The sequence below is a fragment of the Ferrimonas balearica genome (assembly GCF_019802055.1).
Taxonomy (GTDB): Bacteria; Pseudomonadota; Gammaproteobacteria; order Enterobacterales; family Shewanellaceae; genus Ferrimonas; species Ferrimonas balearica_A.
The window spans coordinates 169,700-190,314 of sequence record NZ_JAHVHW010000006.1; the positions used below are offsets into that span (position 1 = coordinate 169,700).

The 20,615-nt window shown below is 58.9% G+C and carries 19 protein-coding genes; 6 read left to right on the forward strand and 13 right to left on the reverse strand.

Annotated elements, in window-relative coordinates:
• Nucleotides 1-2 precede the first annotated feature (2 nt).
• From mshL to KUV52_RS06145, 8 genes are all read right to left on the reverse strand, one after another.
• The gene (gene mshL, locus KUV52_RS06110) at nt 3-1,664 is read right to left on the reverse strand and encodes a pilus (MSHA type) biogenesis protein MshL (RefSeq protein ID WP_222525055.1); all 1,662 of its coding nucleotides are present in this window, start codon (nt 1,662-1,664) and stop codon (nt 3-5) included.
• Entirely contained in the window at nt 1,655-1,966 is a 312-nt protein-coding gene (locus tag KUV52_RS06115) for a hypothetical protein (RefSeq protein ID WP_222525056.1), read from the reverse strand. Before KUV52_RS06115 ends, mshL begins: the two co-directional genes overlap by 10 nt.
• On the reverse strand, nt 1,920-2,588 hold the full coding sequence (gene gspM / locus KUV52_RS06120; protein WP_222525057.1) for a type II secretion system protein GspM: 669 nt from the start codon (nt 2,586-2,588) through the stop codon (nt 1,920-1,922). Before gspM ends, KUV52_RS06115 begins: the two co-directional genes overlap by 47 nt.
• Nucleotides 2,585-3,187 carry a PilN domain-containing protein gene (locus KUV52_RS06125; protein WP_222525058.1) on the reverse strand — a complete coding sequence of 201 codons (603 nt, stop codon included), beginning with the start codon at nt 3,185-3,187 and terminating at the stop codon, nt 2,585-2,587. The genes gspM and KUV52_RS06125 overlap by 4 nt, the downstream gene beginning before the upstream one ends.
• Nucleotides 3,171-4,028 (reverse strand): hypothetical protein, encoded by an 858-nt coding sequence (locus KUV52_RS06130; RefSeq protein ID WP_222525059.1) that lies wholly within the window; start codon nt 4,026-4,028, stop codon nt 3,171-3,173. The genes KUV52_RS06125 and KUV52_RS06130 overlap by 17 nt, the downstream gene beginning before the upstream one ends.
• A gap of 190 nt (nt 4,029-4,218) precedes the next feature.
• Entirely contained in the window at nt 4,219-6,129 is a 1,911-nt protein-coding gene (locus KUV52_RS06135) for an EAL domain-containing protein (RefSeq protein ID WP_222525060.1), read from the reverse strand.
• Nucleotides 6,130-6,379: 250 nt separating this feature from the next.
• Nucleotides 6,380-7,066, reverse strand: coding sequence for a single-stranded DNA-binding protein (ssb, locus tag KUV52_RS06140; protein WP_222525061.1), 687 nt, complete (start codon nt 7,064-7,066; stop codon nt 6,380-6,382).
• Between the two features lie 93 nt (nt 7,067-7,159).
• Nucleotides 7,160-8,518 (reverse strand): MFS transporter, encoded by a 1,359-nt coding sequence (locus tag KUV52_RS06145; RefSeq protein WP_315900187.1) that lies wholly within the window; start codon nt 8,516-8,518, stop codon nt 7,160-7,162.
• A 274-nt stretch (nt 8,519-8,792) separates the two neighbouring features.
• Between KUV52_RS06145 and uvrA the strand changes: the two genes are divergently transcribed.
• The 3 genes from uvrA (at nt 8,793) to KUV52_RS06160 (ending at nt 13,395) form a co-directional block, all read left to right on the forward strand.
• A complete protein-coding gene (uvrA, locus tag KUV52_RS06150) occupies nt 8,793-11,615 on the forward strand; it encodes an excinuclease ABC subunit UvrA (RefSeq protein ID WP_222525063.1) in 2,823 nt (940 codons plus the stop codon).
• 246 nt (nt 11,616-11,861) lie between these two features.
• Complete coding sequence (locus KUV52_RS06155; RefSeq protein ID WP_222525064.1) at nt 11,862-12,056, forward strand: hypothetical protein; 195 nt, start codon at nt 11,862-11,864, stop codon at nt 12,054-12,056.
• An 880-nt stretch (nt 12,057-12,936) separates the two neighbouring features.
• Nucleotides 12,937-13,395, forward strand: a complete 459-nt coding sequence (locus KUV52_RS06160; protein ID WP_222525065.1) for a hypothetical protein — start codon at nt 12,937-12,939, stop codon at nt 13,393-13,395.
• A gap of 71 nt (nt 13,396-13,466) precedes the next feature.
• Here the strand turns inward: KUV52_RS06160 and KUV52_RS06165 are convergent, their stop codons facing one another.
• Nucleotides 13,467-14,075, reverse strand: coding sequence for a LysE family translocator (locus KUV52_RS06165; protein ID WP_222525066.1), 609 nt, complete (start codon nt 14,073-14,075; stop codon nt 13,467-13,469).
• A 29-nt stretch (nt 14,076-14,104) separates the two neighbouring features.
• Between KUV52_RS06165 and KUV52_RS06170 the strand changes: the two genes are divergently transcribed.
• Nucleotides 14,105-15,208 carry a GlxA family transcriptional regulator gene (locus tag KUV52_RS06170; protein WP_261389909.1) on the forward strand — a complete coding sequence of 368 codons (1,104 nt, stop codon included), beginning with the start codon at nt 14,105-14,107 and terminating at the stop codon, nt 15,206-15,208.
• A gap of 4 nt (nt 15,209-15,212) precedes the next feature.
• Here the strand turns inward: KUV52_RS06170 and KUV52_RS06175 are convergent, their stop codons facing one another.
• Nucleotides 15,213-15,641, reverse strand: coding sequence for a MerR family transcriptional regulator (locus KUV52_RS06175; protein ID WP_222525067.1), 429 nt, complete (start codon nt 15,639-15,641; stop codon nt 15,213-15,215).
• Between the two features lie 93 nt (nt 15,642-15,734).
• Here KUV52_RS06175 and KUV52_RS06180 point away from each other — a divergent pair, with 93 nt between their 5' ends.
• A complete protein-coding gene (locus tag KUV52_RS06180) occupies nt 15,735-16,415 on the forward strand; it encodes a cation transporter (protein ID WP_222525068.1) in 681 nt (226 codons plus the stop codon).
• 75 nt (nt 16,416-16,490) lie between these two features.
• Here KUV52_RS06180 and KUV52_RS06185 read toward each other — a convergent pair whose 3' ends face one another.
• From KUV52_RS06185 to KUV52_RS06195, 3 genes are all read right to left on the reverse strand, one after another.
• Complete coding sequence (locus KUV52_RS06185) at nt 16,491-17,618, reverse strand: aminotransferase class V-fold PLP-dependent enzyme (protein ID WP_222525069.1); 1,128 nt, start codon at nt 17,616-17,618, stop codon at nt 16,491-16,493.
• Nucleotides 17,611-18,795, reverse strand: coding sequence for a PrnB family protein (locus KUV52_RS06190; RefSeq protein ID WP_222525339.1), 1,185 nt, complete (start codon nt 18,793-18,795; stop codon nt 17,611-17,613). Before KUV52_RS06190 ends, KUV52_RS06185 begins: the two co-directional genes overlap by 8 nt.
• Before the next feature lie 303 nt (nt 18,796-19,098).
• Complete coding sequence (locus tag KUV52_RS06195; RefSeq protein WP_222525070.1) at nt 19,099-19,956, reverse strand: hypothetical protein; 858 nt, start codon at nt 19,954-19,956, stop codon at nt 19,099-19,101.
• Between the two features lie 308 nt (nt 19,957-20,264).
• Between KUV52_RS06195 and KUV52_RS06200 the strand changes: the two genes are divergently transcribed.
• Nucleotides 20,265-20,615, forward strand: a complete 351-nt coding sequence (locus tag KUV52_RS06200; RefSeq protein ID WP_222525071.1) for a DMT family protein — start codon at nt 20,265-20,267, stop codon at nt 20,613-20,615.

The window sequence follows — 20,615 nt, forward strand, 5'->3', positions numbered from 1 at the left end:
GATCAGTTTGCGCTCGGGTACCAGTCATCCAGGGTGTTTTGGGAACGCTGCAACTGCTGCTGCCAGGTGCCCGCTTCAACGATGGTCGGACGCAGCAGAATCACCAGTTCAGTCTTGATGTTGCGCTGACTGCGGTTGGTAAAGAGCTCACCCAGGATGGGGATCTGCCCCAATACCGGCACCTTCGATTCAACCTGCTCCGCCATGGTTTTCATCAGGCCACCAATCACCACCACGTCACCACTGTGGGCGCGGATCATGGTGTCCGACTCGCGGATCTGGCTCTGCGCCAGCGGCAGTTCCAGCGTGGCGTTAAGGGCGTTGATGGTCTTCACCTGCTCGGAGATGTCGGTCACCGAGGGGTGAACGTGCAGCAGCACCTCACCGGACTGACCAATCTGTGGGGTCACATCCAGCGCGATGCCAGAGAAGAACGGCGTCAGCTCCACGTCCGGGGTGGTGATGGGGGTGTCGGAGGCCACGGTGGTGGCACTGACATTGGTCACGAAGTACTCATCCGTGCCCACCTTAATCACCGCCTTCTGGTTGTTGATGGCGGTAACGCGGGGGCTGGACAGGGTATCCACATCGCCCTGGGTGTCCAGCAGGGTGACCACAGCATTGAAATCGGTGCCGGAGAAGCTGATGCCGGTGATGCCACCGATAACGTCGGTAACAGCGTTCCCAAACTGGCCATCACTGGTGCCGAAGCTGATGTCAGTACTGCCGATGCTGCCGGTCACTTCGCTCCAGTTGATCCCCTGCTGATAGCCATCGCTCAGCTGCACTTCAAGAATGCGCGCTTCCAGCACCACCTGACGCTCCAGGTTCTGCTGGGCCTGACTCAGGAAGCTCTCCACTTCCCGCAGTTCATGAGGGAAAGCTCTGACAGAGACCAGCCCCGCCTGAGGCAGAGTCAGCACCTGACGGCCTTCGCCATTGCCGATCATCTTCTCGAGGGTTTTCTCCAACTGACCCCAGAAATCGGTTTCAGTGCGAGTCTCGATAAAGGTGCCGTTGGTGCTGTTGCTCTGACGATTTCCGCTGTCGCTGCGATTGTTCCGGTTGCTGCTCTGGTTACCGCTGAAGTTGTTGTTGCGGTTGCTGCTGTTGCCGTTGTCGTAGTCGTCGGTCAGTCGTCCGGCGTTCACCGAGGTCAGGCTCAAACCGTTGCGCTGCATCAGCAGGTAGTTAACCGGGAAGGTCTGACTGCGCATACCCGCCGGATAGACCTGCAGCACCCGGCCCTGACGGCGGATGTCGTAGCCGTAGAGGTCCTGAACCGTGTCCAGCACCTCCTCCAGCGTCACCTTGCGCAGGTTGAGGGAGATCTTGCCGCTCACACCGGGATGGATCGCCACGCTGTAGGGGCTGTCATCCACCAGGCTGGCGAAGAAGAGTTGGGCGTCCACACCACGGGCGGCCACGTCGATGCGCGGTGCCTGAGGTTGAGTCATCGCGGGGCTGCGCCCCCCCTCCAGCTCCTGTTGCAGCAAGGGGGACAAGGCCGGTGGCGGTGCAACCGGCTTGGCCGCTTCGCTGGCCTGGGCCAGGGCGGCTTTGCTTTGGGTCGGTTCCGGGCGCTGCTCCGGCAGATTCTGGCAACCCGCCAGCGCTCCGGCGCACAGCGCCAGTGCCATCGCCCTGTGCATGGTCAGTCCCATCGTGTCTCCTGATTCCGTTCGCTGAATTTGGGGAAAAGGCTAAGGAACTGGCCATTGCTCAGCTCCACACCGTCGCGCCGGATATTCTGAATCCGGCTGGCGCCAAAACGGTCGCCTTCACGATAGATTTCGCCACCTATCACGGCCTGACGGTTGTCGCCGTCCACCAGAATGCTTTGCAGCTCTCCCGCCGGACGTGACTGAGCCGCCGCCCCGTTGAGCCAGGCCGGCGGTTGAGTTGGATCCTGTGCCGCCTCAGCGGGAGAGATCAGCAGCAACAGTGCCGGGATGAATGCCCACACGGATCGGCTCCTTTTCAGTACCTAGGGTGTCCAGTTGCAACTGCAGCCGGGCTTTGGGGTAGTGGGTCACCTGGTAATCCAGGAAACGCCAGTAAAATCGTTGTTCCAGCTGCTCCATGCGCTCCAGCGCCGCCTTGAGCTTGAAGTAGCTGCCCTCCAGCTCCAGCTTGACGCCATGGCGATAGAGCCCGCCTTCGTTAACCAGCGCCACCGGAGGCTGAATATTCATCTCGATCAGAGTGACCCCTTCTGCACGGGCCAGCAGTTGCGCCAGAACCGCGGACATCTGTTCTGGCGGAATCAAGTCCACCAGCTCCTCGTCCAGATCGGCCTGGTGCTGAGCCAGTTGCCGCTTCAGATCCGCCAGCTCCTGCTCCATCTTGTCATTGGGGTTGGCCGACAGCTGTTGACGAAGAGACTCCGCCTCCTGCGCCATGTTGCGGGTCTGGGACAGGGTGCTCTCCAGCTGTCGTGCTTTTACGCCATTGGCGTTGATCGCCGGCTCCAGCCACAGCGCCCAAACCAGCAGAAGCAGGCCCACGACCGCCGTCAGGGCGATCAATCCCCGCTCCCGACGGGACAGCGCAGCAAAACGCTCAGACCAGTGTCTTAACGCTTTCATTGCGACTCCTCCTTGGACGCCAGGCCATGGCCTGCCACAAAGTGCACCGGTTTACCCGCTTCCCCTTTGATGCTGAGCTGACTGACGGCACGCCCCTGCAGGGAGGGCTGTTGGCCCAGCTTATCGAGCCAGGCGGGCACCGCAGCGGCTCGACGGGCCTGACCGCTGAGCAGCACCTGATCACGGGCCAATTGGAAACGCTCCAGCCACACCTGGTTGTCAGCGCTGCTGGCCAGATCCGCCATCAGGTTGGAGAAGCCGGGGTGGGTCAGCAGTTCGTCCTGATCCAGCACGGAGGTCAACCGCTGGAAACTCTCCAGCTGCTTACGCGCCTGCTCCACCTTGGCCACCAGTTCGGGACGGGGCTGGTGGGCACGCACCTGGGCAGCCAACCGAGCCAGTTCAGCACTCTGCTGAGTCTGACTGTCACGGGCTGCGGCCAGTTGTTTCTCCAGTCCACGGGACTGGAAATTCAGCATCACGCCAACGGCGATCGCCAGAACCAGCACCACCACGCTCGCCACAATCAGCCGCGGCAGCGTCAGGCGGGCACGCTCAGGCAGCAGCGATGGGGCGTAGAGATTAACTCGACGTTTCATCGACACGCTCCAGGGCAGCCCCATGGGCCAGCCAGTGATCAATAGGGTGTTGTTCCGTCGTCATAGCCCGAACCGGCACTTCAAGCTGACTCTCCAGCAAACGCTGAATTACCGCCTGTTGAGGCAGAGGCAGCAACAGACTGATCCCCGCTATGGCGGGCTGATGCAGCTGTCGGTCCAGGTAATCGATGGAGCGCTGAAGCTCCAGAATCAACGCGTCCACCAGCCCCTGCTCCAGCTCAATCTCACTGAGCGAGTCCAGCTGGTTGAAACCGCGGATCTGACGATTCAGCAGCAGTTGGCCCTCAACGCCGATCAGCAGCTTGAGAGCCTGACCGGGACGGTGCCAAAGCAGCATCTGGGGACGGGGATGAACCGGCAACAGGTTCACCAGCGCCAGCTCTTCAATGGTGATCACCCCGGGCGCGAATCCGGCCAGCTCCTGAGCGGTGGCCAGACGGGACAGCTTGTCCTTATCGGCAACCACCACCTGCAACTTGTCGCTGCCCGCGGGTTGCACAGCAAGCTGGAAGTAATCGAGGTGGATTCGGTTGATGGGGATATTGACCAGATCCTTGATGGCAAAGGGCAGCGCCGCTGGCAGTTCAGCGTCATCCACCTTCGGACGATCAATGACATGGATCTGATAGAGCGGGTCGGTCAGCACCCACTGCAGACGGGCCGGGCCAACCTGTTTGGCACAATCCGACCAAACCGAGCGGCGCCAGCCATCAATTTGCACCAGTTCACCATGGCGGTTAAGCAAGGATACGCCGTCATCGTAAACGGTCCCGCCGAGCAGCGGGGTGGAGGTCGACCTCCTTGTAAACCAACTGAGCACTGGGCCCCCTAAAACGGCTAAAGGTGATAAACCCACCTTGGGAATACCACTTCAAACCGGAACAATTCGAAACTTTTTCTTAGTAATACAGCCAGTTACTATATTCTGTAACTTAAAAGACTTTGGCAAGAGTACATTATGCCGTCAATAGTTTGACGGCGCTATTTTTGTGACCTGAAGAATATTAGGGTCAGGATGCAGCAGATTCATCGTAAGCCACTGCGTCGCCGAACCAGATACCCTGACCCCCATCTGCACCTAATTGCTTCAGCGCCAGCCAATCCGATTCATCGTCCACCCCTTCCGCCAGCACTTTCACTTTGGAGTGGCTGGCAGCCTGGATAAGGCTGGTGATGAACAGCTGGTTTTCCGGGCGCAGAGGCAACTGCCTGACCAGACTGGGATGCAGTTTGATCCAGTCGATATCAAAGCGGTCGATGTAGTCGGTTTTCTCTACGGTGTGGCCCACGCCATCCACCGACAGCTGTACCCCCACCCTCTTCAACTCCTGCAGTACCGGCGTCAGCGCTTCCGCATGCTGAACCAGTTCCCGCTCATTCAGCTCCAGGATCAGCTGCGACCGGCGCGCCTGATAGTTGGCCAGCAACATCGCCACGGACTTGCCGAAGCGAGGATGGAGCAGCGACTCCGCCGCGATGTTCACGCTAAAGGGCGTATCGCTGCCGCTGTTGCGCATCTGCTGCAGCCCCAGTTCCATCAGTACCCGTTCAATACGGGGGATCAGACCACAGCGCCGGGCCATCGGGCGGTATAGGGCGGCCCGGACCAGTTGCCCCTTCGCGTCACGCATGCGGCTGAACAGCTCATGGCAGAGCAGTTCGCCATCGCGCCCACGTATCGGTTGATAGAAAGTGGCCCAGGCGCGTCGGCCCAACGCGTTCTCAATCAGGCTGCGCCAACGTACTGTGCCCTGTGCCAGCTCCCGGTCTACCGCACCCTTGTCATACATAAACCAGTTGCTGTGGCCCTGAAGCTGCGCAGCACGCAGTGCCATCTCCGCCTCCTCCAGCACCTGGTCCGGCTGGTCACCCTGGTTGTAGTAAGCCAGGCCGATGTGGACCAGTTGCTCCCGATCCGCCCCCTTGGGCAGATCAAGCCGGTCAGCGATACGCTGCAAACGGGCCGCCAGCGCTTCCGCCTCCTTGAGTGGCAACATCGGCACCAGCAGTGCCAGTTCCAGCCAGTGGCGACGGGCAAACACCCCATCGCTGTGCTCTGAAAGCAGCGGTTCACACAACTCCGCAAACTGGCGCAATACCGGCAAGCGGGTTTGGGCCGGCAACCCGTCCAGTCCACTGAACTGGATCAGGCAGACCATCCCCTGCCCCTCCATCATGCCGCTGTGGGTCTGAGCCTGAAGTCGGCTCTCAAAGAACATGGCGTTGCCCAGCCCCAGCTCGCTGTCGAGGAAGGTGTTGGCGCGGATGCGACGATCCAGCTCCAGCTTGGCCTCCCGCTCTTTGCGCCACTGCCGGTGCAGCCTGATCATCGCACGGCCAACCGACAGGGGGCGCTCCCCTTTGAGCGGTTGGGCCGCCGCGTCCAGATCGCCCCGGTTAATCTTCCGGGCCCGGTAGGCCAGGATCTCCACCCCTGCCATCTCGCGATTGAGCCACACGGTGCCCACCCCAACCACCACAAATGCGGCGATCAAGCCAACGGAGATCAGAATCCACTCCTCAAAACCGAACCCCAGCAGCAGCATGGGACGGGCCAGGGTGATCCGCATGATATTGCCGCTGCGCAGCGTGCGCTGATAGGTGACGGAGGGGCGTCTGTCCGGCTCGGTTTCCGCCTGCCACTGGTAGACCGGCTCACCGGAACGCAACAACACAAAATCCCGGGCCCGGTAGCTCTTTAGCATATCGGGCAGCCACACCACCATCTGCTCAAGAGGGACACCCCGTTCGTACTGGATATCGACAACCCGGGCCAGAGCACTGACGGCCAGGTCCTGGTTGCGGTTGGCGTGGGAAAAACTGGCGGTCCAGGCACTGAGCAACAGGGCCAGTGCCACCATGGTGAGAGAGGCGATCCAGAAGCTGATCAACCTTTGGGTTTGTTCGTGTCGTTTCTTCATCCGTGACTCTGTCAAACAACCGGTGGCGCCTTGTAAGCGTCACGCAAAATTCGGGGCAAGACTGCCAACCGAGGACGCCATCCTCCGACCGCGTACTTCCTCGAGTCAGTGGCTATCATCGCATCGAATGGCGTCCGGACAAAACCGAAGAAGGCTACCGGCTCACTCGCGCTTTGAATCCCGCTCACAAAGACACAAAAAAGCCCCGGGTAACCGGGGCTTCTTCAAACTGAGATCCACATCCTGGCGCTTAGAACGGGATATCGTCGTCCCAACCCTCGTCCAGATCCGGAGTGAAGTTCTGGTTGGCGTTCTGATTCTGAGCCGGAGCAGGCTTAGCCGCCGGACGGGACTGACCGCCGCTCTGCTGGCCGCCACCGAAGTTGCCGCCTTGCTGGCCACCCTGTTGGCCGCCACTGAAGTTGCCGCCCTGCTGGCCGCCACTGAAGTTGCCACCCTGCTGGCCGCCACTGAAGTTGCCACCCTGCTGGCCGCCACTGAAGTTGCCGCCCTGCTGGCCGCCACCGAAGTTGCCGCCCTGCTGGCCGCCACCGAAGTTGCCGCCCTGCTGGCCGCCACCGAAGCTGCCGCCACCCTGACCACCGCGGGAGTCCAGCATCTGCATCTGGTCAGCCACGATCTCAGTGGTGTAGCGGTCTTGACCGTTCTGGTCTTGCCACTTACGGGTTTGCAGTTTGCCTTCGATGTAAACCTTGGCGCCCTTCTTCAGGTACTCACCGGCGATTTCGCCCAGACGGCGGAACAACACCACCCGGTGCCACTCGGTACGCTCCTGGCGCTGGCCCTGCTGGTCTTTCCAGCTTTCAGAGGTTGCCACGGTGATGTTCGCCACCGCGTTACCATTGGGCATATAACGCACTTCGGGATCTTGCCCGAGATTACCTACCAAAATGACTTTGTTGATGCCACCGGCCATCGTTCTCTCCAAACCTTAATTTGATCCGCACAGCCTACCACAGGGGCGTGCCTTTCTTCACCTGTCGTCGCTATCGAGTAGCGCGAAAAAAGCTTAACTTTGCAACAGCGCCCGAGCCTGCTGGATGTCGAACAGATCGTCCACTTTCAGGTAAGCCGCCTGTTGCTCAGGGATAACAATCACTTCCTTGATGCCCGGAAGGGCCATCAGGGCGGCAGCCACTTCACCGGCGTGGACGCGGTCCCGCACCGGGGCTTCCAGGGTCAGGCTCTTGGCCATCTCCGGCTCCGGCATCGACCACATGTAACCCAGCCACAGCAGGATCAGCGCCGCACACAGGCCGAACACGCCCTGGGCGCCGAGGTGCTGATACAGCACGCCACCCAGCACGCCGCCGAGGAAGGCACCGCTGAACTGAGCCGTGGAGTAGATCCCCATGGCAGACCCTTTATCCCCGGCCGGGCTGAGGCGGGAGATCAGGCTCGGCAGCGCCGCTTCCAGGTAGTTCAGGCCCACAAAGAACAACACGGTGCCAATCGCCAGCGCCGCAATGGTATGCACCCCGGACGCCAGCACCACCATCGCCACCAGCTGCAGCACAATGGCAAACAGAAAGGGCTTACGGCTGGTTTTCTTCTTCACGCCGTAGAGGATGATCGGCACCATCAGCACCAGCGCCAGCACCATCGCTGGCAGATAGAGCGTCCAGTGATCCGCCTTATCCATTCCTGCGTCCACCAGCGCCAGCGGCAGGGCCACAAAGAGCGCGGTGATCAGCAGGTGCAGCACCATGATGGAGAGGTCAAGACGGCGCAACTGAGGGTCTTTCAGCAGTGACCACAAACGCTCAGGCACCGCCACCAGATCCCCCGCGGGGGCTTTCTGCACCGAGTTGGGCACCATCAGGTGCACCACCACCAGCGCCACTAAAGCCAGCACCGCGGTCAGGGCGAACAGGCCATGCAAGCCGGTGCTGCGGGCCAGAGTGGGGCCCGCCACCAGCGCCACGGCAAAAGAGAGGCCGATAAAGGAACCGATCACCGCCATCACCTTGGGCCGCTGCTCGTCACGGGTCAGGTCTGACGCCAGCGCCAACACCGCCGACGCCACGGCCCCCATCCCCTGCAGGGCGCGACCAAGCGCCACCAGATAGATGGAGTCGGCCACTGCCGCCACCACAGAACCGATGGCAAACAGGATAAGGCCAATGGTGATCACCGTTTTGCGGCCAAAGCGGTCCGACGCCATCCCAGCGGGGATCTGCAGCAACGCCTGGGTCAGGCCGTAGGCACCGATGGCAATCCCTACCCACATCGGGGAGAAGCCCTCAAGGCTCTGCCCGTAGGTGGCAAGCACCGGCATGATCAGAAACAGGCCAAACATCCGCAGGCCGTAGACGCTGGCCAGAGAGAAGGCAGCGCGTTTTTCGATGGCGTTGAGGCCCTGACTCACTGGGCGGTTCCTCATCGTGTGTTGCGGGAAATGGGCGACAGTGTACCAGAGGTTAATCCTCTGTTGAGGCCAATACCCGCTGCAAAAGGTCGAAACAGGCTAGCGCCCGGACTCCCCTCTGACAATCGCCACTCTCCTCCTGTGCCCGCCAACCGCCTAAACTGGGACACGAGTAGCACTTTTGATCCTTGACTCTGTCCCGGCCAAAGTACTGTTTTTTTATCCAGGGCGGGGTATGATGGTCGTTTCGTTTTTCTGCTAAGCGCCGAGCCTGATGGACAAAATAGACGTACGGGGTGCCCGCACCCACAACCTGAAAAACATCAATCTCACCATCCCGAGGGACAAGCTTATCGTGATCACCGGTTTGTCCGGTTCCGGCAAGTCCTCGCTGGCGTTCGACACCCTTTATGCCGAGGGACAGCGACGCTATGTTGAATCACTCTCTGCGTACGCCCGTCAGTTCCTGTCGCTGATGGAGAAGCCCGATGTTGACCACATCGAGGGCCTCTCGCCCGCCATCTCCATCGAGCAGAAATCCACCTCCCACAACCCCCGCTCTACCGTGGGCACCATCACCGAGATCTACGACTACCTGCGTCTGCTGTTTGCCCGCGTCGGCGAACCCCGCTGTCCGGAGCACCAGGTGCCGCTGACCGCGCAAACCGTGTCCCAGATGGTGGACAAGGTGCTGACGCTGGAGGAGGGCTCCAAGCAGATGTTGCTGGCGCCGGTGGTGCAGGGCCGTAAAGGGGAACACATCAAGCTGCTGGAATCTCTGGCAGCACAAGGCTTTATCCGGGCCCGCATCGACGGCGAGGTGTGCGACCTGTCCGATCCGCCGACGCTGGATCTGCACGTCAAACACACCATCGAAGTGGTGGTGGACCGCTTTAAAGTGCGCGATGACCTCAAGCAGCGTCTGGCGGAATCCTTTGAGACCGCGCTGGAGCTTTCCGGCGGCATCGCCACCGTGGCACCGATGGAGGGTAACGGCGAAACCCTGATCTTCTCCGCCAACTTTGCCTGCCCCCACTGCGGCTACTCCATGAGCGAACTGGAACCCCGCATCTTCTCCTTCAACAACCCAGCAGGCGCCTGCCCTACCTGTGATGGCCTGGGGGTGCAGCAGTTCTTTGATGAAGAGCGGGTGGTCACTAACTCCGACCTCTCCCTGGCCGGGGGCTGCATCCGTGGCTGGGACCGCCGAAACTTCTACTACTACCAGATGCTGCGCTCTCTGGCGGAGCACTACGAGTTCGATATCGAAGCGCCCTGGCATGAGTTGCCGAATAAGGTGCAGAAGCTGGTGCTGGAGGGTTCCGGCCGCGAAAGCATCAACTTCAAATATGTGAACGACCGCGGGGATACCGTGGTGCGCCGCCACCCCTTCGAGGGGATCCTCAACAACATGCAGCGCCGCTATAAAGAGACCGAGTCCAACTCGGTGCGGGAGGAGCTGGCCAAGTACATCTCCACTACCCACTGCCGCAGCTGCGGTGGCTCCCGTCTGCGGGAAGAGGCCCGTCACGTCTATGTAGCGGACACCCCGCTGCCGGTGCTGACCGAGTGGTCCATCGGTGAGGCACTGGAGTGGTTTGGCGCGCTGCAGTTTGAGGGCCAGAAGGCCAAGATCGCCGAGAAGGTGCTGAAGGAGATCCACGATCGCCTCGGCTTCCTGGTTAACGTGGGCCTCAACTACCTGACCCTCTCCCGCTCCGCCGAAACCCTCTCCGGGGGTGAAGCCCAGCGTATCCGTCTGGCCAGCCAGATCGGTGCCGGTCTGGTGGGCGTAATGTACGTGCTGGATGAGCCCTCCATCGGTCTGCACCAGCGCGACAACGAGCGCTTGCTGGCCACCCTCACCCACCTGCGGGATCTGGGCAACACCGTACTAGTGGTGGAACACGACGAGGACGCCATCCGTGCCGCCGACCACATCATCGATATCGGCCCGGGGGCCGGGGTTCATGGTGGCCAGGTGGTGGCGGAAGGCACCCTGGAAGATATTCTAAGCAGTGAGGGCTCCCTTACCGGCCACTACCTGTCCGGTAAGAAGGAGATTGCGGTGCCCGCCCAACGCACCCCCTATGATCCCAAGCAGGAGATCCAGCTGTTCGGCGCCACCGGCAACAACCTGAAGAGCGTCGACCTGACCATTCCGGTTGGCCTGATGACCTGCATCACCGGGGTATCCGGCTCAGGCAAATCCACCCTGATCAATGACACCTTCTACAAGATCGCCCACCGGGAGCTGAACGGCGCCACTGTGGACGAGCCCGCCCCCTACAAAGAGGTGGTGGGGATGGACCACTGCGACAAAGTGGTGGACATCGACCAGAGCCCGATTGGCCGCACCCCGCGCTCCAACCCGGCCACCTACACCGGCATCTTTACCCCGATCCGGGAGCTGTTCTCCGGCACCCAGGAGTCCCGCGCACGGGGTTACAAGCCCGGCCGCTTCTCCTTTAACGTCAAGGGCGGGCGCTGCGAAGCCTGTCAGGGCGATGGGGTGATCAAGGTGGAGATGCACTTCCTGCCGGACGTCTACGTGCCCTGCGACCAGTGCAAAGGCAAACGCTACAACCGGGAAACCCTGGAAGTGCACTACAAGGGCAAGAGCATCCATGAGGTGCTGGAGATGACCGTTGAGGAAGCCCGTGGCTTCTTCGATCCGGTGCCCGCCATCGCCCGTAAGCTGCAAACCCTGATGGACGTGGGCCTCTCCTACATCCGTCTGGGCCAGAGCGCCACCACCCTCTCCGGCGGTGAAGCGCAGCGGGTGAAACTGGCCAAGGAGCTGTCCAAGCGCGACACCGGCAAAACCCTCTATATCCTTGATGAGCCCACCACCGGTCTGCACTTCCAGGATATCCAGATGCTGCTGGACGTACTGCACCGCCTGCGCGACCACGGCAACACCGTAGTGGTGATTGAGCACAACCTCGATGTGATCAAAACCGCCGACTGGATTGTCGACCTCGGCCCGGAAGGCGGCTCCGGCGGCGGCACCATCCTGGTAACCGGCACCCCGGAGCAGGTGGCGGAGTGCGCCGAATCCCATACCGCACGGTTCCTGAAACCAATGTTGAAGTGATGGGTTAAGTAAGTTTGGCAATAAGAAACGGCACCTCTGAGTGCCGTTTTTTGTGGGTTCGGTTAGCGGATAGCTGCGGCATCAGACATTATGTGGGGCATAAAGATTTGCGCCCGGGGGAGCGGAGCGGGCGACCGCTACCCCTACCGAGACCATGCTAGAATGGAAGTTGATCGGCTGATGCTTTGCTGAGAAAGAGTCCTATATTACATTATCTTAGGTTATATCAATGACAAGGTATGTACGATGAAAACCGAAGTATTGCTTTTTCTAGAACGCCACCCCATACGTTCCTTTGAAACCGATGAAATTTATTTGTCGCGAATTACAGAAATAGCGGTCGAGGAAAGTTTGGACATGGACAGCTTCTTTCTTGTTCTTGGGGAAAAGTTCCCTCACAGCTGGAAACAGATCGAAAAACTACAAAGTAAGTTCTCTTGAAATATTAAGGGCCATAACGATTCAAAAGGGCTGACACATAATTTCATCCCTTTTGGTTGATACTAAGCTCATTTTGGTGAGGTGGACGACACTTGCTACCAAGTGCCGTCTCCCTATGAACTTGTCCACCAGTAGGCCCATCAACCGCTCTAATTACGCGCTCTAATTAGACACCCACCTTTGCACTCTTTAGCTAACGATAACTGTAACGATAACTGGATACCCACTTTAGTGCGACTCAAAGGAAGGCTAGAGTCCACACGCACCGGCTGTTAAGAAATTCCAGTCGTGGTGCTCCGCCCAACGGAAACAGTTTGGTTAGCTAAAATTATCGAGATACGGGCAACAGCCAACCAAACGATTGCGATCCGCCTGTAGCGCCTTGTTAAGTGGTCGGGTAGCCCACTTCGCTCTTGAACTTATCATAGCTATCGGGATAAACCGGACTCCATCCTTCTAGCCAAGTGTTGCCCCATAAGCGCTCATAAGTATCAATTGCAGCAAACAAGTCTGACTTCGGAGCATCTAGGGTAAGCTTGGCCAGCACAATTGCAGCATGAGCAAGGAGAGCTACATAACGCGGCCTGTCTTCTGCACTCTGCGTTCTTTCAAGCCCCATGTACAAATCTTCAATGTGCCGTGAGAAAGATACCTTCATAGGATACTTAACAGTGGAGTTATTGCGCTGATGGTACCTTTATGCGCCCATTAATACTCGCGAAAGTTCCCTCAACACAGCGAACGACCGCTTTTGGCGCCAAAACTGACATTTCTGATTCATAGGAATTCGCTTGGGCGGTGGGTGGCTCTGTGGTACATAGTGGCGCCTGTGTTTTAGGGTCTGCTTCGGGCCCTGCTGTATTCGCTGACTTACGAACCAATGACTCAAGAAGAACAACTGAAGTACTTCGCCCTAGCCGCTCAATACCACCGCTTGGAGCGTCTCTATATGGGCTCAAAGATTGGTCCGGGTAAAGCCTTTGACCGTGTCTGTTCGGTGGCTTTCATACTTGCCATGGCGGTAGCACTCTATCTTGAGCAGGACAACATTCCGATGATGATTCTGTTCTCCGCCCTGATAGTTATTGCTATACACCTGGTTGCGGCCCTTTTCCGCCGGGTCATCGTGCACTATAAGCGTCCTCTCTATGAGCAGGTCCATGAGGGCTACAAACTGGCGCGAAACCATGGCTGGCAGGCGAGTTTGGACGGTTTACCCCAGGATGCCTGCCCATACCCGAAAGACCGGGAGGAGCTCGCCGGTTTCGAAAAGCGATGGATGAGTGGTTACCAGGACGCTCGGGTACATATGCGGCGATCCGGTGGTTCCGTGGACTAAAGCCCACGCGACCGCGTCCCACCCCCTCAGATCTGAATCAAAAAAAGGGCCTTTCGGCCCTTTTAACTTTGCTAACTCAGCGGTATTCCCGCCGCAATCAACACAAACACGGCCGCGCAGCCACGGTTAAAGCGGCGACCCCAGCCTGCCAGCAGGGGACGCAGTTGGTGCGCCAGTCGCGCCAGACCGTACTCCACCGCAAACTCCACGGCGCAGAAGGTCAGGGTCATCACCACCAGTTGGGTCAGCAGCGGTGCATTTGGGTTGATAAAGGGCGGAATAAAGGCGCCGAAGAACAGCAGCACTTTGGGGTTGGCCAGGGCCGTCAGGGCACCGGTGCGGAACAGGGTGAATGGACGGGTACTGTCCGCTTCGGTGGTTCGGTACCAATCCGGTGCAGGGGCGCGCCACAACTGCCACCCCAGCCACGCCAGGTAGAATGCTCCGACAAACTTCAGTCCCATCAGCAGTCGCGGCTCTGCCTGCAGCAAGCTGCCCAACCCCAGCACCGATACCGCCACAATCAGGGCAAAACCGCTGATCCCACCCAGCACCGTGGCTACGGCGGTGCGGTGGCCATACATTGCGCCATGGCTCAGGGCCAACAAGCCATTGGGGCCGGGGGCCAATGCCAATCCGGTTACCGCCACCAGAAACAGCCACCAGGTATGCCAATCCATCTTTTTTGCTCCGATTGGAAATAACGGCAATGTACGCGCTGCCACCGCAATCTCACCGGCCCAATATGGACGTTTTGCAGTATTATTTGGACATCACCGATCCGTTCATCAGTGCCATGACCCCACGCCACCAAACCAAACCCCAGATCCAGCCCGATTGCCGCTTTCTTCTGCTGCCTCTGCCGGAGCACGCGCTGCTGGCCTTTGGGGGCTTTGTCGACAAGCTGCGCTTCTCCGCCGATGAGGAGGATCTGAGCCAGCAACGCTATTGCCAGTGGACGGTCAGCGGACTGGCGCCGGGTACGGTGCGGGCCAGCAGTGGGGTTGAGGTGGCGGTTGAGGTGGTGGCGGAAGAGGTCGATCTGACCCGTTACGATTATCTGGTGATCTTCGGCTGCCGCCAGCCCTCAATGGCGCAGGCGCTGGCCCCCGAGTATAAAGCCCTGCTTCAGCGGGCCAGTCGGCTTGGGGTCACCCTGGTGGCAGTGGATAACGCCAGCTTTATGCTGGCCGAAGTGGGATTGCTGAAGGGGCACAAGGTGGCGCTGCACTGGCGCCATCAGCAGGAGTTTTCCGCCGCCTATCCCGATATCGGTTTTCATAACGATGCGCTCTACCATATTGATGGCAAGCGCGTCAGTTGCGCCGGGGGCAGTGCCACCATCGATCTTGCCACCGCCCTGCTGGAGCGACACTGCGGCCCCACCCGGGCGCTGAAGGGACTGGCGGATATGCTGGTAGATGAAAGTCGCGCCGCCACCCATGCGCTGCGCTCTCTGGCGGAGAGCGGCGGAGACTCCCGCCCCACCCAGCGGGCCGTGGCCCTGATGCGTCAGCATCTGGCGGGATTCAGTGGGGGCGGCAGCAGTGATATTGAACGGATAGCGGCACAGGTTGGACTCAGTCGACGCCAGCTGGACCGTACCTTTATGGCGGACCACGGCATGACCGCCCACAGCTACTGGCAGGATCTGCGGATGCGACATGTTCACTGGCGCCTCCACAACTCAACCCAGCGCTTAAGTCAGATTGCGGATGAAGTGGGATTCAGTGATGTCAGCCATCTCTGCCGCGCCTTTAAGCAGCGCTATGACACCACACCGCAAGCGCTGCGTAAGGGGCAGCCGAAGTAAATCCTTACCGTCCTTCATGTTCGTGCTGGCACAGATTGTGGTCCGCCAGCACAGAGAGGATCTGACAGTCATGAGGCTGGCCACTGCCGCAACAGGACACCAGTTGGCTCAACGCCTGCTCCAGCTTATTCAGCCGCGCCACCTTATCCCGCACCTCATCCAGATGGTTGCGGGCGATCCGCTGCACCTCACCACTGTCCGCCTGGCTCTCCTGCAGAGCCAGTAAGCTGGCGATCTCCTCCAGGCCAAATCCCAACTGACGACTGTGGCGGATAAACCGCAATTTCTGCAGATGGACCTCCCGGTAACGCCGCTGATTGCCTGCATTGCGCTCCGGCGCAGGCAGCAGCCCCACCTGTTCGTAATAGCGAATGGTGGGCACTTTGGTGTCGGTCAGCTTGGCCAGTTTGCCAATGGCGTAGGTGGTGGCCATCAATATTCTCCCGCTTTGGCACATTTGCGCTTGAAGCTCTAGCGACTAGAGCTTTTACAGTAACGCCATCGAGCCATTATCGGGAGAAAAATCATGGCAGGATGCTGCAACCACAATGCCCAATTTGATGGCACCAGCGCCCGCTACCGCCAGATCCTCTGGGTCATCATCGCCATCAATGGCCTGATGTTTCTGGTGGAGATGGCCGCGGGGATTGGCGCGCAGTCCCAGGCATTGCAGGCGGATGCGCTGGACTTTCTGGGTGACACCCTCACCTACGGCATCAGCCTCTGGGCCATCGGCAAAGCCCTGTCGGTGCGCGCCAATGTGGCGATATTCAAAGGGGTCAGCCTGCTGCTGATGGCGCTTTGGGTGATGGGTTCCACCCTCTACCGCATCCTCTTCCTTAACTCGCCAGACCCCTACACCATGGGTGGCGTCGCCATCGCCGCCTTTATTGCCAATGTGGTCAGCGTGCTATTGCTGATGCGCTACAAGGATGGGGACGCCAATGTCCGCTCGGTGTGGCTGTGCAGCCGCAACGACGCCATCGGCAACCTGGTGGTGGTACTGGCAGCATCGGGGGTTTGGGCCAGCGGCTCACCCTGGCCGGATCTGGCGGTGGCGCTGGTGTTGTCGCTGCTGTTCCTCTCCTCCTCCTGGCAGATCATGAAGCTGGCGATGCAGGAGCGACGTCAGAGCCGGGAGGCCGCGAAGTCTTCCACCTGTCAGATGACACGTAACGACGAACCCGAAGCTCCCCAAGAGCTATAGCGCTAAGGCAAGCACAAACCCAAAGGGGTCAGGCATTCCAGCCTGACCCCTTTTGCTTTTCTCAAACTTATCGGGCTAGCTCAGTCCCTTAACCACTTCAATCAGGCGCGCCACATCGTCGGCGCTGTTGTAGAGGTGGGGGGAAACCCGTACGCCCTGAGCCCGTTCGTCCACCGCAATACCCGCGGCCTTCAGGGCGGGAGCCAGCTGAGACTGGTGCGCCCCAAGATGGAGAATCACGGTGCCGCTGCGCCGTTCCGGTTCCCAGGGGGAAACCACCCGCTCGCCCAATGCCTCAATCAGTTGCTGTTGCAGGCTCAGGTTGTGCTGACGGATGGCATCAATACCGTGACCAACCAACGCACCGACGCTGTGGGCGGCGATGGCATAGGGCGCCACCGAGGGGGTGCCACCCCAGAACCGCTCGCTGCCCTCGTGGTATTGGAACTCATGGATGTTCATGGCGAAGGGGTTGGCGTGGGAGAACCAACCCACATCTTTGGGCTGACACTCCGCCAGACGCTCCGGCGCGATATAGAGGTAGCCCGCTCCCGGTCCACCGCAGAGCCACTTCACCGTGGACCCCAATACAAAGTCCGGTGCCAGGTGGGTCAGACTTAGCGGCAGCACCCCGGCGGACTGAGCCACATCCACCACGCTCAGAATGTCGCGGGTTCTGGCCAGTTCCACCACTTCCGCCAACGGTGCCTGAGCGCCGGTGTTGGAGTAGGCGTGACTGAGAAACAGCAGGACGGTCTGACTGCCCATATGCTCCGCCCAGACATTGGGGTCGGTCACATCCAGTTCCGCAGGAATAAAGCGGATCTGCTCCCGCCCCCTTGGCAGTGCCTTGGCGAGCACATAGCCGATGGTGGGAAAGTCCTGCTCGCTCATCAACACCTGGCCAGAAACCAGCTGAGGCAGCGACATCACCAGTTTGGTCAGGCCACTGGAGAGGTTGCTCTGGGGGCAGAACCGCTCTGCGGGCGCATCAAACAGCTGCCCCAGTGACTGGCGAAACTGATCGATGGTGGAGAGCCAGGCGGGCCAGATCCCCTCATCCTGCTCCGCCCAGGGGGCGAAGTAGGCCTGATGGAACGCCGCTTCCGCGCTTTTCAGTGGCCGCCCCACGGAGTGATTCAGCAGGTAAGTGCTCGCTCCGAGATGGAAGTTGGCGGCGGTCAGCACAGTGCGATCAGCCATGGTCACTCCCCAGAGAGGCGCGCAGCAGGGAGAGTTCGCGATGGCGGGTCAGGATATCCTCCCGATGCGCCCCGGCCCGACGGTCGCGCAGGTCGGTCAGGGCTTTCAGCAGCCCCTGCAGCGCGGGACCACTGGCGGTCAGCTGGCCCATATGTTTCTGATCCATCGCTTTGGCAGGCCCCACGATGTAAGTGTGCACCAACTGATCATGATGCTGGCTGGCGATCTCCCCATGCAGTTCGCACAGGCGCAGGAAGGCGCTCAGATGCTCCTGGTACCAGCTGCTGCCGTGATGTTCCGGGGCGATGGCCAGGAACTCATCCATCAGGCTGCGACGTCGCATACAGTCGCGCAAAATCGCCTGATCCTCCGGCATCATGTAGAGAAACTTCTCCACCAGCATACGGCCATAGGAGGGCTCATTGGCCTGACAGAGGCCCAGCAGCATGTCGATCACGTTGATGCCGGCAAAGTCCCCGGCGTTGGCGCCACGGTAGACCTGGCTGCCCACATGGTGCGGCTTGTAGTAGGGACGGACGCAGTAGAAGAAGCGGTCTGGGTCGAGGGTTTCAAACAGGATGCGGTTGGAGTCCCGCACCTCCTCCAGAGCGTGGGCACAGGCCTTGAACAGATCCAGTGCGATGGGGTGGGACACCCCCAGCGGCAGCACCCGCATCAGCGCATCGGCCGCCCGCTTAAAGGCCAGGATCCCTTTGCTGTTGTAATCCACAAAGCAGCGCTCGTCATCCAGATCGGTAAAGCGCTTGTACTGCCCGTCGATGGCCCGGTTATGGGTGCAGAGGTGAGCGGTAGCGAATCGGGGAACCACACCGATGGAAGCGGCGATGTGCATCGCCAGCGCGGAGGCCTCATGCTGGGGAGAGGTACGGTCCGTGTCCGGGTCGGTCAGCCCGTGACGGCGGCAGGCGGCCATATAGAGGCCAACATTGCCGAGCAGGTCAAAGGCCTGATCAAATCCCTCATCGGTATTGCCCTGGGCCAGCAGTTCGATGATGTGGTCGCGCCCCTCCGATTCGAGCTGACGCTTGGTCGCCTCGCCAACGCCGGTGACATTGGCTCTGTCCTCCTGCTCGTAGTAGCCGGCTTCCAGCTCGTTATTGAAGGTCACAAAGTCCGTGCGGATCCAGCGGTCAAACGCCGCCACCTTACTGTTCATCGCTATCGACTCCCGGGTTTCCATACCGTTTTCATCGAGGGTAACAGGTTGGGGAGCGCCGCCAAGATCGGAGGACGGATTGCCGGAAAGCGGGTGGCAAGGGATCAGAACGCCACTGTGCAGACAAGTTGCCAACGGGGGATTGACCCAGCCACCAAATCGCCGCAGGTGACTATGGCGACAAAAAGTAGGGCGAGAAGTCAAAATCCAACTGCTTAGTAGGTCGCTTTGAAATATCCCCCCTAAAGGAGGTGGCTTAAAGATGACAAATAAAAAGCCCTGCATAAGCAGGGCTTTTTATAGTTAGTTGATATTACAGGTTGGACAAGGCTTAATCGGGTCGGAATCTCGAATAAGTACAGTTCCAAGATCTAAGCTGTCTGTATATGTTCCGTCACGAACAGACATCCATACGTTATACAATCCACCACCTTGATGGGGTAAGATATTAAGTGAGACTCTGCCACTTGATGCAGTCTTACTAACGCTAGTACTACTAACAGTCCCGTAGAAGTCACTTTGTATATACAGAGTTACGACAACATTCTTTTTACTATCAACAACTGCTCTAGAGTACTGATCGACAGCGTAGTCGATAGAGCCATAGACTTTTCCAGAGCTTTGAGACATTGATCCATTACTCGCGACCGGCCTTTTTTGTACCCAAACAGACTCAGCAGAACACATACCGCTTGCACGATTGACCCAAACCAACCCGACTCCATATGTTTCAGGGAATGACATAGTCTTATATGCATTTCCTTCTATACTTGATTTGTCGGTGCCTACATATCCCAACTCTGAGTTATGAAAATTCACATTCGCAAAAGTATCAAACAGGTTACCCTTTGCTCTAAATGACTCACCTTGGACAACAAATTTTGGTACTTCAACTCTCAAGTAATCATACGATTCGACAATATTCCAAACTGCCGCAATGAAACCGGTCCAAGAAACCAAACTGGCCCCAATCAATCCCTCGCTCCAAACTTTTGCACCACTATCAATTGCATTACTCAGTGCACCAGTATCTGGATCGAAAGACTCCACTTGGCCATACTCACAATTTGCGGGTAAATCATACACTCGTTCCTCGGAAATTGCGGTAGAAGAAATTACACTTGTAGATGCAAGTAATAATGCTAATGAAGTCCTTTTCATACACATATCTCCTTTATGTGTTCGAACTATTCGAACACATAAAGACTATCCATCTAATCCATGATGAAATTTAACATTGAGTTAATCGGTGAGATTGGGTGTGTCATAGTTAGCGTTAATGGTACTTATCGGTATTAGTTTCACTATCTCACCTCGTAATTTTCTCTTCGGACCAATCCTTTCTCACTCCTGTCATTTTCCATAATGACCCGCCCGACAGAACCGCGCAGGGACGCTGGCGTCGGCGCCGCAGATCGCTATCATCCCGCCACCGCGCGCGGCGCTGCTGTTTTCCCCTCCGGAGCCTTATGAACCCCATCCCGATCACCATCGGCCTGCTGATCTGCAGCAATATCTTTATGACCTTCGCCTGGTACGCCCATCTGAAGGAGCTGAACAACAAACCCTGGGTGATCGCCGCCCTGATCAGCTGGGGCATCGCCCTGTTTGAGTACCTGTTACAGGTGCCCGCCAACCGCATCGGCTACACGGCGTTGAATGTCGGACAGTTGAAGATATTGCAGGAGGTGATCACCCTGATGGTGTTTGTGCCCTTCTCCGTGTTCTATCTGCGGGAGCCGCTGAAACTGGATTATCTCTGGTCCGGGCTCTGCCTGGTGGGGGCGGTCTATTTTGCCTTTCGGAGCAAGCTGGCCTGA

Bases quoted from the DNA above. Each gene is read 5' to 3' on its own strand.
- KUV52_RS06155 (WP_222525064.1), top strand. From the start codon at position 11,862: ATGAAAACCGAAGTATTGCTTTTTCTAGAACGCCACCCCATACGTTCC.
- KUV52_RS06190 (WP_222525339.1), bottom strand. From the start codon at position 18,795: ATGAACAGTAAGGTGGCGGCGTTTGACCGCTGGATCCGCACGGACTTT.
- KUV52_RS06185 (WP_222525069.1), bottom strand. From the start codon at position 17,618: ATGGCTGATCGCACTGTGCTGACCGCCGCCAACTTCCATCTCGGAGCG.
- gspM (WP_222525057.1), bottom strand. From the start codon at position 2,588: ATGAAAGCGTTAAGACACTGGTCTGAGCGTTTTGCTGCGCTGTCCCGT.
- KUV52_RS06180 (WP_222525068.1), top strand. From the start codon at position 15,735: ATGGCAGGATGCTGCAACCACAATGCCCAATTTGATGGCACCAGCGCC.
- KUV52_RS06125 (WP_222525058.1), bottom strand. From the start codon at position 3,187: ATGAAACGTCGAGTTAATCTCTACGCCCCATCGCTGCTGCCTGAGCGT.
- KUV52_RS06160 (WP_222525065.1), top strand. From the start codon at position 12,937: ATGACTCAAGAAGAACAACTGAAGTACTTCGCCCTAGCCGCTCAATAC.
- mshL (WP_222525055.1), bottom strand. From the start codon at position 1,664: ATGGGACTGACCATGCACAGGGCGATGGCACTGGCGCTGTGCGCCGGA.
- ssb (WP_222525061.1), bottom strand. From the start codon at position 7,066: ATGGCCGGTGGCATCAACAAAGTCATTTTGGTAGGTAATCTCGGGCAA.
- KUV52_RS06195 (WP_222525070.1), bottom strand. From the start codon at position 19,956: ATGAAAAGGACTTCATTAGCATTATTACTTGCATCTACAAGTGTAATT.
- KUV52_RS06135 (WP_222525060.1), bottom strand. From the start codon at position 6,129: ATGAAGAAACGACACGAACAAACCCAAAGGTTGATCAGCTTCTGGATC.
- KUV52_RS06165 (WP_222525066.1), bottom strand. From the start codon at position 14,075: ATGGATTGGCATACCTGGTGGCTGTTTCTGGTGGCGGTAACCGGATTG.
- KUV52_RS06175 (WP_222525067.1), bottom strand. From the start codon at position 15,641: ATGGCCACCACCTACGCCATTGGCAAACTGGCCAAGCTGACCGACACC.
- KUV52_RS06200 (WP_222525071.1), top strand. From the start codon at position 20,265: ATGAACCCCATCCCGATCACCATCGGCCTGCTGATCTGCAGCAATATC.
- uvrA (WP_222525063.1), top strand. From the start codon at position 8,793: ATGGACAAAATAGACGTACGGGGTGCCCGCACCCACAACCTGAAAAAC.
- KUV52_RS06170 (WP_261389909.1), top strand. From the start codon at position 14,105: ATGTACGCGCTGCCACCGCAATCTCACCGGCCCAATATGGACGTTTTG.